Origin of the sequence: Flavobacterium pectinovorum (assembly GCF_022802975.1) — a bacterium.
Lineage (GTDB): Bacteria > Bacteroidota > Bacteroidia > Flavobacteriales > Flavobacteriaceae > Flavobacterium > Flavobacterium pectinovorum_B.
Genome location: NZ_JAFEVZ010000007.1, coordinates 24,953 through 40,038, shown reverse-complemented (window position 1 = coordinate 40,038; position 15,086 = coordinate 24,953). Strand labels below are relative to the sequence as shown.

General features: G+C 33.5%; 13 protein-coding genes. 10 read left to right on the top strand and 3 right to left on the bottom strand.

Annotation, left to right across the window (positions count from 1 at the left end; genetic code table 11):
- Nucleotides 1-10 precede the first annotated feature (10 nt).
- Complete coding sequence (locus FLV_RS11690; RefSeq protein WP_243234025.1) at nt 11-2,725, bottom strand: putative LPS assembly protein LptD; 2,715 nt, start codon at nt 2,723-2,725, stop codon at nt 11-13.
- A gap of 81 nt (nt 2,726-2,806) precedes the next feature.
- Between FLV_RS11690 and FLV_RS11685 the strand changes: the two genes are divergently transcribed.
- From FLV_RS11685 to FLV_RS11650, 8 genes are all read left to right on the top strand, one after another.
- Nucleotides 2,807-3,937 (top strand): N-acetylmuramoyl-L-alanine amidase, encoded by a 1,131-nt coding sequence (locus FLV_RS11685; protein WP_243234024.1) that lies wholly within the window; start codon nt 2,807-2,809, stop codon nt 3,935-3,937.
- A gap of 50 nt (nt 3,938-3,987) precedes the next feature.
- A complete protein-coding gene (locus tag FLV_RS11680) occupies nt 3,988-4,953 on the top strand; it encodes an MlaD family protein (RefSeq protein WP_243234023.1) in 966 nt (321 codons plus the stop codon).
- Nucleotides 4,954-4,958: 5 nt separating this feature from the next.
- Nucleotides 4,959-6,290 carry a (Fe-S)-binding protein gene (locus tag FLV_RS11675; RefSeq protein WP_243234022.1) on the top strand — a complete coding sequence of 444 codons (1,332 nt, stop codon included), beginning with the start codon at nt 4,959-4,961 and terminating at the stop codon, nt 6,288-6,290.
- Between the two features lie 129 nt (nt 6,291-6,419).
- The gene (locus FLV_RS11670; protein ID WP_243234021.1) at nt 6,420-7,211 is read left to right on the top strand and encodes a (Fe-S)-binding protein; all 792 of its coding nucleotides are present in this window, start codon (nt 6,420-6,422) and stop codon (nt 7,209-7,211) included.
- Nucleotides 7,212-7,287: 76 nt separating this feature from the next.
- Nucleotides 7,288-7,770 carry an ABC transporter ATPase gene (locus FLV_RS11665; RefSeq protein WP_243234020.1) on the top strand — a complete coding sequence of 161 codons (483 nt, stop codon included), beginning with the start codon at nt 7,288-7,290 and terminating at the stop codon, nt 7,768-7,770.
- 42 nt (nt 7,771-7,812) lie between these two features.
- Nucleotides 7,813-8,910: a hypothetical protein gene (locus FLV_RS11660; RefSeq protein ID WP_243234019.1), complete on the top strand. Its 1,098-nt coding sequence runs from the start codon at nt 7,813-7,815 to the stop codon at nt 8,908-8,910.
- Nucleotides 8,911-9,194: 284 nt separating this feature from the next.
- The gene (bshA, locus tag FLV_RS11655; protein WP_243234018.1) at nt 9,195-10,331 is read left to right on the top strand and encodes an N-acetyl-alpha-D-glucosaminyl L-malate synthase BshA; all 1,137 of its coding nucleotides are present in this window, start codon (nt 9,195-9,197) and stop codon (nt 10,329-10,331) included.
- Nucleotides 10,332-10,356: 25 nt separating this feature from the next.
- Nucleotides 10,357-10,782: a protease complex subunit PrcB family protein gene (locus FLV_RS11650; RefSeq protein ID WP_243234017.1), complete on the top strand. Its 426-nt coding sequence runs from the start codon at nt 10,357-10,359 to the stop codon at nt 10,780-10,782.
- A gap of 57 nt (nt 10,783-10,839) precedes the next feature.
- Here FLV_RS11650 and FLV_RS11645 read toward each other — a convergent pair whose 3' ends face one another.
- Together FLV_RS11645 and FLV_RS11640 are read right to left on the bottom strand one after the other, a co-directional pair.
- On the bottom strand, nt 10,840-11,334 hold the full coding sequence (locus tag FLV_RS11645; RefSeq protein ID WP_243234016.1) for a porin family protein: 495 nt from the start codon (nt 11,332-11,334) through the stop codon (nt 10,840-10,842).
- 150 nt (nt 11,335-11,484) lie between these two features.
- Complete coding sequence (locus FLV_RS11640; RefSeq protein WP_243234015.1) at nt 11,485-12,312, bottom strand: UDP-2,3-diacylglucosamine diphosphatase; 828 nt, start codon at nt 12,310-12,312, stop codon at nt 11,485-11,487.
- A gap of 184 nt (nt 12,313-12,496) precedes the next feature.
- Here FLV_RS11640 and aroC point away from each other — a divergent pair, with 184 nt between their 5' ends.
- Nucleotides 12,497-13,555 carry a chorismate synthase gene (gene aroC, locus FLV_RS11635; protein WP_243234014.1) on the top strand — a complete coding sequence of 353 codons (1,059 nt, stop codon included), beginning with the start codon at nt 12,497-12,499 and terminating at the stop codon, nt 13,553-13,555.
- 48 nt (nt 13,556-13,603) lie between these two features.
- Nucleotides 13,604-14,884 (top strand): dicarboxylate/amino acid:cation symporter, encoded by a 1,281-nt coding sequence (locus tag FLV_RS11630; protein ID WP_243234013.1) that lies wholly within the window; start codon nt 13,604-13,606, stop codon nt 14,882-14,884.
- The last annotated feature ends 202 nt before the right edge of the window (nt 14,885-15,086 follow it).

Sequence of the window (15,086 nt, the reverse complement as noted above, 5' to 3'; positions counted from 1 at the left end):
AGGAGTGTGTCTATCTGTTTGGGCTGTTTCGTTTATCCCATTTGATGTCGCTAAGCATTCCTGATTTTATTCCGATAAAGAAATTCCAGTTAGCATATGTACCAAGAGGTGTCCAGTTAAAAGACATTCTCCAGCTTAATAAGTCTCTTTCAAAACGAAGTTGGGTAAAGGTAACCCCCTTTTGTACAAAATCGTAACCAGTGGAGATTCCGCCTTTCCATTTTGGAGTGATATCCATATTGGCAGAAACCATGATAGAATTTCCTGTAATTTTATTTTCTCTATTTGTATTTGAATAGGTTAATGAATAAGCCATTGTCATATCCCAGGGAAGTTTTGAATTAAAGAATTCGGTAATTACATTCTCAGATTCTTCTTCTGCAAATTGGCTTTTTCGTGTATCATTCATGTCGGTGTTGGTGCCGAATAAATCGTCACTACGGCCTCCGTTTCGCTCGCTTTGTTTGTTTTCACCCTTTTTGTCGTTTTTGTTTGAAAACGAATAATTAAGGGTCATATTGGCGCTTGTCATTCTAAATAGACTTCCTCCGTTATTAATATTGAAAACATTAATTTGCTGCCCAGAGTTATCAATTGCATAAGGATTTAAAGTCGCGGCAAAATTTACATTCATTTTATTCTCAAATAATTGAGTTCCACCACTGACACGAACAGGTTCAAGTGCGAATGTTGTTTTGCCGTCGGCATTAAAATTATAACTGGTGCTGAAATTTAAATTATTTAGCAGCATCATTTTTTTAGGTTCGGTTTTAGTACTGTCTTTGTCGGTTACTTTTGCTTCAAATGTATTGCTCAAATCAAAACCGATGATGTTTGAATTTGATTTACCGGGTTGTCCGTAAACACCATTTTCGAATCGGGTATAGTCTTTGTAGCTTGTGCCAATCGCATCTATTGCATAAGTGTCATAATATCGCTCAAAACTTGGGGTGTAAGAGTAAGATACAGAAGGTCGCATAACATGACGTATAGCTTGTATTTTTTTTGTGTCACCAAATTTAAAAGTTCCATAAATGGTAGTTCCTAAACTTGAACTAAAATTATAAGTTCTAAAAGCATCAAACCCATTAACTGTTTTGTCTACAACAGAATTTGAAGTGTTGTCATAAGATCTGTTAATTGTTTTGGTAACCCAGGTTTCCTGATAGTTTGTAGAGGCACTGGCACTAAAATATTTGAATATTTTAAAGTTGGTACTTATGGGGATACTGTGCTGCATTCCTATTTGTGCATTCTCAAACATTTGAGGTTTAAAAAATAAAGAATCAGTTGTAGTAAAACTATTTTTACCACTCAGGTTGTATTGTAAATTGATATTTTTGATTAATCCTTTTTTTACACCGTCTTTTCCAACAAAAGGATATATACGATCAATACTTCCCTGAAGAGAAGGAAGGGTCATGCTAATTTGTTCAGTTTGCGTGTTTTGAGAATGTGTTGCAGTTAATGCTATTCTGGCTTGCGGAATTGTATTAAAAGTTTTATTCCAGGAAATGGAAGAACTAAGCGTATTATTTAAACTGGAGCCAATATTAGCCTGATTAATGGATTGTTTAAAATATTTACTACTACCCATATTAACAGAGGCAGAAAAACTCGAATTAGGATTAGACTTAGAATCTTTTGAGTGTGACCACTGAATGTTGTAAATATTTTGTTTTGAATAATCGGGATAACCTCTTTCGCTGGATATTAAATTCTCAAATCGAAAATTAACATTACCTCTGTACTTATACCTTTTTGCATAAGAAGATTCAAAACGCATGGCATAACTTCCGTTAGTATAATAATCTCCTAAAACTGTAAGGTCGTAATTATCGCTTAAAGCAAAATAATATCCTCCGTTTTGTAATGAAAACCCTCGGGTGTTAGAGTCATTATAACTTGGTATAATGATACCCGAAATACTTTTTTCCTGACTCATTGGGAAATAGGCGTAAGGTAATGCAATAGGTGTAGGAACGTCGGCAATAACCATGTTAGTTAAACCCACAACTACTTTTTTTCCGGGAACAAATTTTACTTTACTGGTTCTGAAGTAATACTCTGGGTTGTCAACATCTGTAGAGGTAGTAAAACGTGCTCCTTTTAAATAGTAAACAGAGTCGTTTTCTTTCTTGGTAACTTCTGCTTTTATTTTAAATTCTCCCTGTTGAGTTCTTGAGTTGTAAATTAAAGCTTTTTTGGTTTTAAAATTAAAACGAATTGAATCCGGCTGTACCTCATTAGATCCCTGTTTAAAATTCGGATATTGTATTAAAACTCCGGAAGAATCTTTTATTCTTCCGGCATATACTTCGTCTTTATCGTAATTAAGGACAATGATTCCGGATTTTAGTTCTATATCCTTATAATACAATTCTGCTTCATCATAAAGCGTAAGCGTTTTGTTTTTTTGGTCAATTTTCTGATAACCTTTTGCTGTACGTTTTACTATTCCGTCAAGAAAAGCTTTCTTGGGTTTGATACTGTCAGTTTTGATTGTATCTGTTGCCGTTTTTGTAGTGTCTGTAGAAACCTTTTTGGCCTTATCAGTTTGTCTTGCAGCAGGTATTGGATTTTTTTTAGGTTTTGTTTCTTGTGAATATAAATTACCACATCCTATAGTTAGGAAAAATGATAATAAAACGATATTAAATAAGTTTGTGTGCAAAGGTTTAAATGCTATTTTTGTAAAAGTATGGCTTGTTTTTTGACATGTCAAACTTACATATAATTTTTTGGCAAAAATAATCAATTGTAAAAATTATAGCTTTGCATTTTATTAAAATTAACTTTTAGATTTATGAACATTTTTAACAAAACTAAACTAATATTTATTTTTTTTCTAACTATAACCTCTTTTTGTGCTTACTCTCAGTCTAATGTGTTCAAGGTAACTCTTGATGCAGGACATGGTGATCATGATTTTGGGGCCGTTTATAGTGGGCGTATTGAAAAAAATATTGCTTTAGCGATTGTTTTGAAAGTTGGAAAAATATTGGAACTTAATCCAAATGTACAGGTTATTTATACAAGAAAGACAGATGTATTTATTGATTTAAAAGAAAGGGCAAATATTGCAAACAGAGCTAATTCTAATATCTTCGTTTCAATACATTGTAATGCAAATAAAAATACGGCTGCAGACGGAACAGAAACTTATGTGATGGGATTGAGTAAGGTGGCTTCTAATCTTGAGGCAGCAAAAAAGGAAAACTCGGTTATTACTTTAGAAAAAGATTATAAGCGTAAATACGAAGGTTTTGATCCTAATTCGCCTGAATCAATGATTGGGATGACATTAATGCAGGAGGAATATTTAGATAACAGCATTTCATTGGCAAGTAAAATTGAAGATAATTTTGGAAAACTTGGAAAAAAAATAAGAGGGGAAGGTGTAAAACAAGCTCCTTTTATGGTACTTCATAAGGCTTATATGCCAAGGGTGTTAGTAGAAACAGGATTTGTATCCAACCCGGCAGAAGGTGATATTTTAAATTCAGAAGCTGGTCAGGATGATATAGCTGAAGCAATTGCACAGGCTATTTTAAGTTATAAAAGAGAGTATTTTGGAACAGGTACCCCTGAAATTAATGAAGTGAAACCTGCAAAAGACACTTCTATTCCTGCCAAACCTAAAACGATTGAAACTGCTCCCAAAGTAGTTAAGGATGCTCCCAAAGGAACTTTTTTTAAGGTACAGCTTATTGCAAGCATCAAAAAAACGCCGTTAGAGCCTAAAAATTTTAAAGGCTTAAAAAGCATAACGATGGTTTATGAAAATAATATTTATAAATATTTCTATCAGGAAACTTCAGATTACGAAATTGCTAAAAAATATTTGCAAGAAGCTAAAAGTAAAGGATATGGCGCTTCTTTTTTAGTAGCAACTAAAAACGGTGAAAAAATCAGTATTCAGGATGCTATCAAATAATACTGGTAAGTTCGGATATTTATATTAATTTTGTACAAACACTTACAATTTTGAAACTAACAAGAGAAATTAAAACGGCTATTTTAGTCATTGCGTCAATTCTATTATTTATTTGGGGGTATAGTTTTTTAAAAGGAAAAGACCTTTTTACGAATTACAAAACATTATATGTAGAATATGACAATGTTGAGGATTTAGCATCTTCAGCTCCTGTAACATTAAACGGACTTGGTATTGGTAAAGTAAATAAAATTACAATCAACGAAACAACCGGTAAATTATTAGTAGAACTTCAGTTGAAAACTGACTTTCCAATTTCTAAAACGAGTAAAGCATCCTTGTATTCGCCAAGTTTAATTGGAGGAAAACAAATTAAAATTATTCCAAATATGGCAGATAAAGATCTGGCTGTGGATGGACAAACTCTGGAATCAGCTGTTCAATTAGGATTGACAGAATCCTTGGGCGGTAAAATTGAGCCAATTCAGCAAAAATTAGATCTAATGCTTGCTAACATTAATACACTGGTTTCCGGATTAAACAATGTTTTAGATAAAAAAGGTCAGGAAGATTTAAAGAAATCTTTATCAGAATTAAGTAAGACTATGGAGCAGTTTCATAAAGCTTCAGGAAGTCTTAATTCTATTCTGGATACAAATAAAGGTCAGATTAACGGAGTTGTGACCAATTTTAATAAAATGTCAAGCAACTTTAATAAAATCTCAGATTCTTTAAACAAGGCCGATTTAGGAAAAACAGTTAGAAACCTAAATCAGACATTGGCTAAGGTTGATGGTTTGATGAGTAATTTAAACTCAGGAAAAGGTACCGCGGGGAAATTGCTAAATGACGATGCCTTGTATAATAATTTATCTAAAACTTCTAAAGAACTAGAATTATTATTGCAGGATGTACGTCTTCATCCAACACGTTACGTAAATGTTTCTGTTTTCGGAAAGAAAAATAAACCTTACGTAGCTCCAACAGAAGAGGAGAATCCGACGACTAAAAAATAAGAGGAATGAGCTATCTAGATAATATTTTATTCGCTATAGTTCTGATAGCCGGTTTTGGTTTTTTTGCTTTAAGCGTAAAAAAAATCATTCGGAATATCAATTTGGGTGTCGATGTAGACAGGAAAGATAATCCTAAAGCGCGTTGGGCAAACATGGCTATGATAGCACTTGGACAGTCAAAAATGGTTAAGCGTCCGGTGGCCGGAATACTTCATATTTTTGTGTATGTAGGTTTTGTCATTATCAATATCGAATTACTTGAAATTATCATAGATGGTTTATTTGGGACTCATCGAATTTTTGCGCCTTATTTAGGAGGAGTTTATGATGTTTTAATAGCTTCTTTTGAAATATTAGCGATACTGGTAATTTTTGCAGTAACTGTTTTCTGGATTAGAAGAAATCTTGTTAGACTGAATCGTTTTATACATTCAGACTTAACTGGTTTTCCTAAAAGTGATGCTAATTATATTCTGTATTTTGAAACCGTTCTGATGATATTGTTTTTATTGATGAATGCTTCTGACCTGCATTTGCAAAATGTTCCGGGAGGAGTTTTTCATAAAGCAGGCAGTTTTCCAATTAGTCAGTTTATAGCACCTGTTTTTAACGGAATGTCAAATGAATTGGTTGTGTTGTTGTTTGAAGCGTTCTGGTGGTTGCATATTGTGGGTATTTTGATTTTCATGAACTATTTGTATTTTTCAAAACATTTGCATATTCTTTTAGCCTTTCCTAATACGTATTTTGCCAATTTAAAACCTGAAGGGCAATTTGATAATTTAGCTTCAGTTACCAAAGAGGTAAAATTGATGATGGATCCCAATGCAGATCCGTTTGCAGCAGCTCCGGCAGATGAAAATGCTGTTCCTGCAAAATTTGGAGCAAGCGATGTTCAGGATTTAAACTGGGTACAATTATTAAATGCTTACACCTGCACAGAATGTGGACGCTGTACATCATCTTGTCCGGCAAATCAAACCGGTAAAAAATTGTCTCCCCGTAAAATTATGATGGATACAAGAGACCGTTTGCAGGAAGTAGGGAAAAACATCGATGCCAATAAAGGAGTTTTTGTTCCGGACAATAAAACGTTATTGAACGATTACATAACGCCTGAAGAATTATGGGCCTGTACGTCTTGCAATGCCTGCGTTGAAGAATGTCCTGTAAATATCAGTCCGTTGTCTATTATTATGGATATGCGCCGTTATTTAGTAATGGAGCAAAGTGCCGCACCAATGTCGCTAAATGCAATGATGACGAATATCGAAAACAATGGAGCGCCTTGGCAATACAGTCAGCAAGACCGATTGAATTGGAAAAATGAAAATTAGATAAGTTTAATTGGTTATTTGCTTAACAATTTAATCGATTAAATAAAATAATTTCGGTTTTAGTTTTTGTTCTTCGCTGATAAGGCGATTAAACAAATTAACGATTAACCGATTTAACAAAAGAATAAGATGTCAGAAAGTTTAGTAGTACCAACAATGGCAGAAATGCTGGCCGAAGGGAAACAGCCTGAAGTGTTGTTTTGGGTTGGTTGTGCAGGAAGTTTTGATGATAGGGCAAAAAAAATAACAAAAGCTTTTGTTCGAATTTTAAATCGTACAAACGTTTCTTTTGCTGTTCTTGGCGCAGAGGAAAGCTGTACCGGTGACCCTGCAAAAAGAGCCGGAAATGAGTTTTTGTTTCAGATGCAGGCTATGATGAATATCGAGGTTTTAAATGCCTATGAAGCTAAAAAGATAGTCACGGCTTGTCCGCATTGTTTTAATACTTTAAAAAATGAATACCCTGAATTAGGGGGGAATTATGAAGTTATTCATCATACAGAATTTCTAAAATTATTAATTGATGATGGAAGACTTGCTGTTGAAGGCGGGCAGTTTAAAGGAAAGAAAATCACTTTTCACGATCCTTGCTATTTAGGTAGAGCCAATAAAGTGTACGAAGCACCAAGAGATTTGATTCAAAAACTGGATGTTGAATTAGTCGAAATGAAACGTTCTAAGGCAAACGGATTGTGTTGTGGTGCCGGTGGTGCGCAAATGTTTAAAGATGCCGAGCCTGGAAATAAAGAAGTGAATATCGAAAGAACAGAAGATGCGCTTGAAACCCAGCCGGATATTATCGCAGCCGGTTGCCCGTTTTGTAATACGATGTTAACAGATGGTATCAAAAACAAAGAAAAAGAAGGGCAGGTAAAAGTTATGGATATTGCGGAATTAATTGCGAATGCACAGGATCTGTAAATTAAGTTGCTAAGATTCTAAGTTTTTAACTTGAAACTTTAAACTTGAAACAAGTTAAATTAAAAGAAAAAATAAAATGTATATACCTTTTGAAAATTTACCTGGTGAGTCCAGAGTTTGGATTTATCAATCGAACAGAAAATTTTCTGAGGAAGAATTTTCTGAAATCGAAACTGATTTAAAAGCTTTTGTAGAAGAATGGGCTGCACACGGCACAAGTCTTGAAGCTTCATTTTTGCTGAAATATAATCGTTTTATCATCTTAGCAGTCAACCAGGATGTTCAGGCTGCTACAGGTTGTTCAATTGATAGTTCGGTTGAATTTATCCAAAGCTTGGAGAAAAAGTACAATGTTGATTTATTAGATAAAATGAATGTTACTTTTAAACTTGGAGAACACATAGCGCACAAACCATTGATTGATTTTAAAAAGATGGTTAAAGATAAATCGGTTTCTGAAAATACGATTGTGTTTAATAATTTGGTAAACAACATCGAAGAATTTAATGATTCATGGGAAGTTCCTGCTGCAGATAGCTGGCATAGCCGTTTCTTTTAAATTTTTTTAGAGTTTCTTTTTTATATTTCAAAAAAAAATAACATGAGATTCAAAGGATTGAAGTTTTTTATTGTCAAGTTTATTTTAATTACTTTTTTATACTCATGCAGTGATTCAGAAAAGGCAGAAGACGATGTTGTTAATAATCCAGCAAAGCCTGTTAATGTTTATATTGGAGGAATTGATGGTAATTCAGGGGTTGTATGGATAAATAACAAAAAAACAATTGTTTCAAACTCGTCACCGGTTTTCAATAAAACAGTTGTAAATGACATTTATGTTGAAAATGATGATGTGTATGTTTCCGGTTATGAATTTACTGCCAATAACAATTTTGTAGGCAGAATATGGAAAAATGGACTTAATTTTTTCGTTTACAATCATACTACAACAGTGGGGAATTATGCTTATTCTCCTTTTTTTGTCAAAAATGGAGATGCTTATTATATTTATGAAGATAACCACAGAAGTTATTCAACATTATTTAAGAATTATACGGAACAGGCACTTTTAGATGATGAAATTTTGTTATCAGGCTACTGTACTTCCATTTATGAAAATAATAATAAGACTTACGCATTAGTTAATGGTATAGGCACTTCTAAATATATAGCTGGTCATAAAACAGATCTTTATCTTTGGGAAAATGGAACTTTAAAGTTAGTAGCAGGAGGTCAACAATTGTCAATAGGTTTTGATGTTTTTGTTAAAAATAATGATGTGTATATAGCAGGTCATGAAGATGGAGAAGGTGAAAATTGGAGAGATAAAGCGATGATATGGAAAAATGGAATTCCTATTGCATTAACAAATGGAAGCCTTAAGGAAGGTTATGGTTATGCTAAAAAAGTTTTTGTAGATAATAACGATGTTATTCATGTTATCGGTGAGCAAATTCCTAAAACTAATAATTTTCATAGACACAGATACTGGAAAAATGGTGTAGAATTAAATTTTGTAGCACCAGGAAGTGAAGTAACTTTCAAATCTATAAAAGGGATTAATAACGATATTTATATCGTTGGTTCTGAAAAGAATGAAAAAGGAATTACTGTTGCTATGGTCTGGAAAAACGGTGTAGGAACTGCATTGACAGATGGTACAGCCGATGCAGTGGCTACTTCAGTATATGTAAAATGATAAAACATTTCATTCAATTAGATAATGGTTATAGTCGTTTTTAGGAGCATATATAATCCAGAATGGTTCTGCTGTCGAGAGCTGGCGCAGCCTTTTCTTTTAAATTATTAAAAAACAAATTCAGTCCGACAGAATAAAGATTAGACAGCGATTAAAATTTATATTGATATTTGTGAAAACGGTTTCTACGTCTGTTTAGAAACCATTTTTTTTGGCAAAATATTAATAAAAGACGCCTTAAATTTTCTTAATTTCGTCTCACTAAAAACAATAGTTATCAGCATATGAGAATAGCAATAGTTTGTTATCCTACGTTTGGCGGAAGTGGCGTCGTTGCTACAGAATTAGGATTAGAACTAGCTCGCCGCGGACACGAAATACATTTTATTACCTACAGCCAGCCTGTACGATTGGCACTTTTAAATCCAAATGTTCATTATCACGAAGTAAACGTTCCTGAATATCCTTTGTTTCATTATCAGCCTTACGAACTGGCTTTGTCAAGCAAATTGGTTGATATGGTGAAACTTTATAAAATTGAGCTGTTGCATGTGCATTATGCTATTCCTCATGCCTATGCGGGTTATATGGCTAAGCAAATGTTGAAGAATGAAGGAATTAATCTTCCGATGATTACGACGCTTCACGGAACAGACATTACATTGGTTGGAAATCATCCTTTTTATAAACCGGCTGTAACTTTCAGTATTAATAAATCAGATTATGTGACTTCGGTTTCACAAAGTTTGAAGGATGATACACTGAAATTATTTAAGATTAAAAATAAAATTAAGGTGATTCCAAACTTTATCGAGTTGGATAAAGTCAAAAAAGATCCGTTGGCACCTTGTCACCGTTCTGTGATGGCGAAAGAAGACGAACGTATTATTACACATATCAGTAATTTTAGAAAGGTAAAACGTATTCCGGATATTATTAAGATTTTCTATAATATTCAGAAAGAAATGCCAGCCAAATTAATGATGGTAGGTGACGGTCCTGAAAAAGAAAAAGCAGAAAATTTATGTCAGGAGTTAGGGATTCTGGATAAGGTGATTTTTTTTGGGAACAGTAATGAAATCGATAAAATTTTACTTTTGACTGATTTATTTTTACTTCCGTCAGAAACAGAAAGTTTTGGTTTGGCAGCTTTAGAAGCGATGGCATGCGGAGTTCCGGTAATTTCAAGTAATTCAGGTGGTTTGCCGGAAGTGAATTTTGATGGCGTTTCCGGATATTTAAGCGATGTAGGAAATATTGAAGAAATGGCTTCAAATGCAATAAAAATCCTTAAAGACGACAAAGTTTTACATGAGTTTAAAAATAATGCTTTGGAAGTTGCAAAAAAATTCGACATCAAAAACATATTACCTATCTATGAAGCGTTATATCAAAGAGCTATAGATGATTATAAAGATTAGATTTTAACCTATAAATAAGCGGTAAATGAAAAAAGTAATTTCGGTTTTAACAGTTTTTGTTTTGATTTCCTGTGGAGCAAAAAAAGGATCAGAGTCAAGTACAGCCTTGTATGAAGTTTTAACGGAACAAACTGACGGTGGAGGAAATATCAGGTTTTTTGAAATTTTGACTGAGCCAAATGAAATTTTAATGCTTCAGAATGATCCGCTTTTAAAGGATAAAATGAAACAGGATGATATTAATAATTCTAATTATGTAATTCTTAATATGGGCGAGAAAAATACCGGAGGCTATTCAATAGGTGTAGAAAAGGTAGAAGAAACCGATAAAAATATTATTATTACTGTAAAAGAAAATACTCCTGCTCAAGATGCTATGGTGATGCAGGTAATTACTTATCCTTATACGGTTTTGAAAATACATTCTAAAAAAGAAATAATTATTAAATAAAAAAAAACCTGTCGCTTTAAAAACGACAGGTTTTTTTATAAAGTAAGATGTTTTTATTTAGAATCTGAATCTTGCTCCTAACCCTACATCAAATCCAAAGTTGTCATCATCATAATAGCCTGATCCAATTTCAGGTCTGGCATCTAATGATAAAGTAAGAGGAAATTCTTTAAATCTGTATTCGATACCGATATCTCCGGCAGCAAAAACATATGTTCCGCTTTTGTCAAAATCTCCAGGTCCGTCATAATCGTAATCCCAAGTTGCAATACCACCACCAACACCAGCGTACCAGTTGAAACCTCCTTCAATATTCCATACCCATTGATAAAGAGCTACACCTTTTATGGCATCAACATGTCTATCGTCTCTCCATCCTAAATCAAATTCAAGTCTGTTTTTTTGGCTTAATCCTAATTGGTATGATATTTCTCCTCCAAATCCGTTATTGTCTCCCAGACGTAATCCTAATGCGTGTTTAGAAATTTCTTGTGATTGCGCAGAAAACGCTATTCCTAATAGCGTAATGGCAGATAAAATGATTTTTTTCATAAAAAATGGTTATTAATTTTAGTTCAAAATTATAATTACTGTTTTATACAAACGTATAGAATTTTGTAAAATTGTTATGTAATTCCCATGTTTTTCAAAAAAAAGATTTAAGTATTTTAAATAATCAATAAGTCGCTATAAATTAAAATGTTATTTCTGTTTTATAATTGAAGTAATTAATTGTGAAGTTAAAATGTCTTCCATTTCAAAAAGGTTTTCTTCGGATTCAGCAAAATTTGCGTTAGAATAGGAGAATAATTTCCATCTTTTTTTATGATATTCCAAAGCGGTTAAGTTTTCAATCCAGTCTCCTGAGTTTAAATATAAAGTTGAACCATATTTGTTTTCTTTTTCAATAATTTTAGGTTCATGAATATGTCCGCAGATAACATAGTCGTATTTTTTTTCAATTGCCAGATCAGTAGCTGTTGTTTCAAAATCAGAAATAAATTTTACTGCTTTTTTTACACTGGCTTTTATTTTTTTAGAAAATGAATAAGGTTCTCGTCCTAATTTGGCTAAACACCAATTTGCAAATCGATTGCACAGGATAAGATAGTCATAGCCTAAACCGCCCAGTTTTGCTATCCATTTTGAGTGCTGTACCGATGCATCAAAAACGTCGCCGTGAAAAATCCATGCTTTTTTATCGTCTAATTCTAAAACTAATTTATCTACCAAAGAAAAATTTCCCATATTCATATCACTAAATTTTCTCAGGATTTCATCATGGTTTCCAGTAATATAATACACTTTTGTGCCTTTTGAAGCCATTCCAATTATACGCTGAATAACTTTTAAATGTGATTTTGGGAAGTATGATTTTCTAAATTGCCAAGCATCAATAATATCACCGTTTAAAACTAATGTTTTTGGTTTAATGCTTGAAAGGTAGTTGTTTAGCTCTTTGGCGTGACTGCCGTAAGTTCCTAAATGCACATCGGAAATGATGACTAATTCGACATTTCTTTTTTTCAATTTTTCGTAATTTGAAGTTTAACAAATTAAGTAAATCAAAATAGGTTTTGTTTTATCAAAAGGTTATCAATTTGGCTTCAATTTTAATAAATTATGATTTTTGAAGGTGGTAATCAAAGGCAATACTAATTTTAAATTTTTTAATTTAATTCATAAAACTTACATTTGCTCAAAACTAATTATAATGGCAGGAAATAGCTACGGCACACTATATAAAGTTACCACATTTGGAGAGTCTCATGGGGAAGCTTTAGGCGGAATCATAGATGGTTGTCCATCAGGAATTGAGCTTGATTTTGAAGCAATTGAATTGGATATGGCCCGAAGAAAACCAGGACAGTCCGCAATTGTTACACAAAGAAAAGAACCGGATGCAGTTCAGTTTTTATCCGGTATTTTTGAAGGAAAAACTACAGGTACACCAATCGGATTTATTATTCCGAATACCAATCAAAAATCGGATGATTATTCACATATAAAAGACAACTACAGACCAAGTCATGCAGATTATGTGTACGATCAAAAATATGGTTTCAGAGATTATCGCGGAGGCGGAAGAAGTTCTGCACGTGAAACAGCCAGCAGAGTAGTAGCAGGGGCAATTGCGAAACAAATGCTGCCTGAAATTAAGATTAATGCCTATGTTTCATCGGTAGGTCCAATTCATTTAGATACACCTTATCAGGAATTGGATTTCTCTAAAATAGAAAGTAATCCTGTACGTTGTCCTGATGAAAAATCAGCAGCAATTATGGAAGAATACATTCGTGATATCCGTAAACAGGGAGATACTGTTGGAGGAGTAGTTTCGTGCGTGATTCAAAATGTTCCTGTTGGTTTAGGTGAGCCTGTTTTTGATAAATTGCATGCAGAACTTGGAAAAGCAATGCTTTCTATAAATGCCGTAAAAGGTTTTGAATACGGAAGCGGTTTCTCAGGTTCTGAAATGAAAGGAAGCGAGCATAACGATTTATACAATCCTGACGGAACTACAAAAACAAATCTTTCAGGAGGAATTCAGGGAGGAATCAGCAACGGAATGGATATTTATTTCAGAGTAGCTTTTAAACCTGTTGCGACTATCATGCAGACTCAGGATTCATTAGATAATAAAGGAAATATTACACCAATGACCGGAAAAGGGCGTCATGATCCATGTGTAGTACCAAGAGCGGTGCCTATTGTTGAGGCTATGGCAGCTATTGTTTTGGCTGATTTTTATTTAATCAACAAAACCTATTAATTTAAAAGCAGGCAGTGAGGGTCTTTTTTTAATTATAAATTTAAATACATGGATACAATCCAAAACCAAAAAAAATCTTTTTTTTCAGGACTGACAGGTCAAATTTTAATAGCGATGATTTTAGGCGCTATTTTAGGAATTATATTGCATAATTCGATTTCGCCTGAAGCAGCACAATCATTTAGCAATAAAATAAAAATGTTAGCAACTATTTTTATTCGATTGGTTCAAATGATTATTTCGCCTTTGGTTTTTACGACTTTGGTAGTCGGAATAGCAAAATTGGGTGATATTAAAGCCGTTGGGAGAATTGGCGGAAAAGCACTTGGCTGGTTTTTTACAGCTTCTTTTATTTCGCTTTTAATAGGATTGTTTTATGTAAATATTTTAGAGCCGGGAGTAGGTTTAAAGTTAGGACATGTTGATTTGGCTACTGCTTCAGAGGTTACGGCAAAAACACAATCTATTTCCTTTGAAAACTTTGTAGAACACATTGTTCCTAAAAGTTTATTTGAAGCAATGGCGACCAACGAAATTTTACAAATCGTAATTTTCTCAATCTTTTTTGGATTGGCAGCAGCTTCGTTAGGAGATACTGTAAAGCCGGTAATTAATGCTCTTGATAAAACATCGCATATTGTTTTAAAAATGGTAAATTATGTGATGAACTTCGCTCCAATTGGAGTTTTTGGAGCCATCGCAGGTGTGTTTGCGGTTAGGGATTTTCAGGAATTAGCGATTACGTATTTCAAATTTTTTGGATCATTTTTAATTGGAATCAGCTCATTGTGGGTTATTTTGATTGCAATAGGTTATATTTTCCTTAAAAAGAGAATGAACGAATTGCTAAAACGAATTGTAGGCCCATTAGTGATTGCATTTGGAACAACAAGCAGTGAAGCTGTTTTTCCTAAATTAACAGAACAGTTGGAAGAATTTGGGGTAAAAGACAGAATTGTTTCTTTTATGCTGCCTTTAGGGTATTCATTTAACCTTGACGGAAGTATGATGTACATGACTTTTGCCAGTATTTTTATTGCACAGGCTTATGGAGTACATCTTGATGTTGGAACCCAAATGGTAATGCTTTTGGTTTTAATGTTGACCAGTAAAGGAATTGCAGGTGTACCAAGAGCTAGTTTAGTGGTAGTTGCGGCAACCTGTGGTATGTTTGATATTCCGGTTGAAGGAATTGCTTTAATTTTGCCAATTGACCATTTTTGCGATATGTTCAGAAGTGCGACAAATGTTTTAGGAAATGCTTTGGCAACTTCAGTAGTTGGACAATGGGAAGCAGATAAAGAGTCAGTATCAGAAATTAATATTTAGGTTTTATTCTAAATGATTAATGATAAACCCGTTGGTTGAAATTGATTAAAAAGATTGATTTGATTATAAAAAGTATAAAAATTGGGAGTGAAACATCATTTATAACTTAAGGAATTGATGTCATCCTGAGCGGAGTCGAAGGCTTTTGAACACGAAAGGGCTTCGACTAAGTTTATCCTGAGCGAAAACGAATGGACTCAGT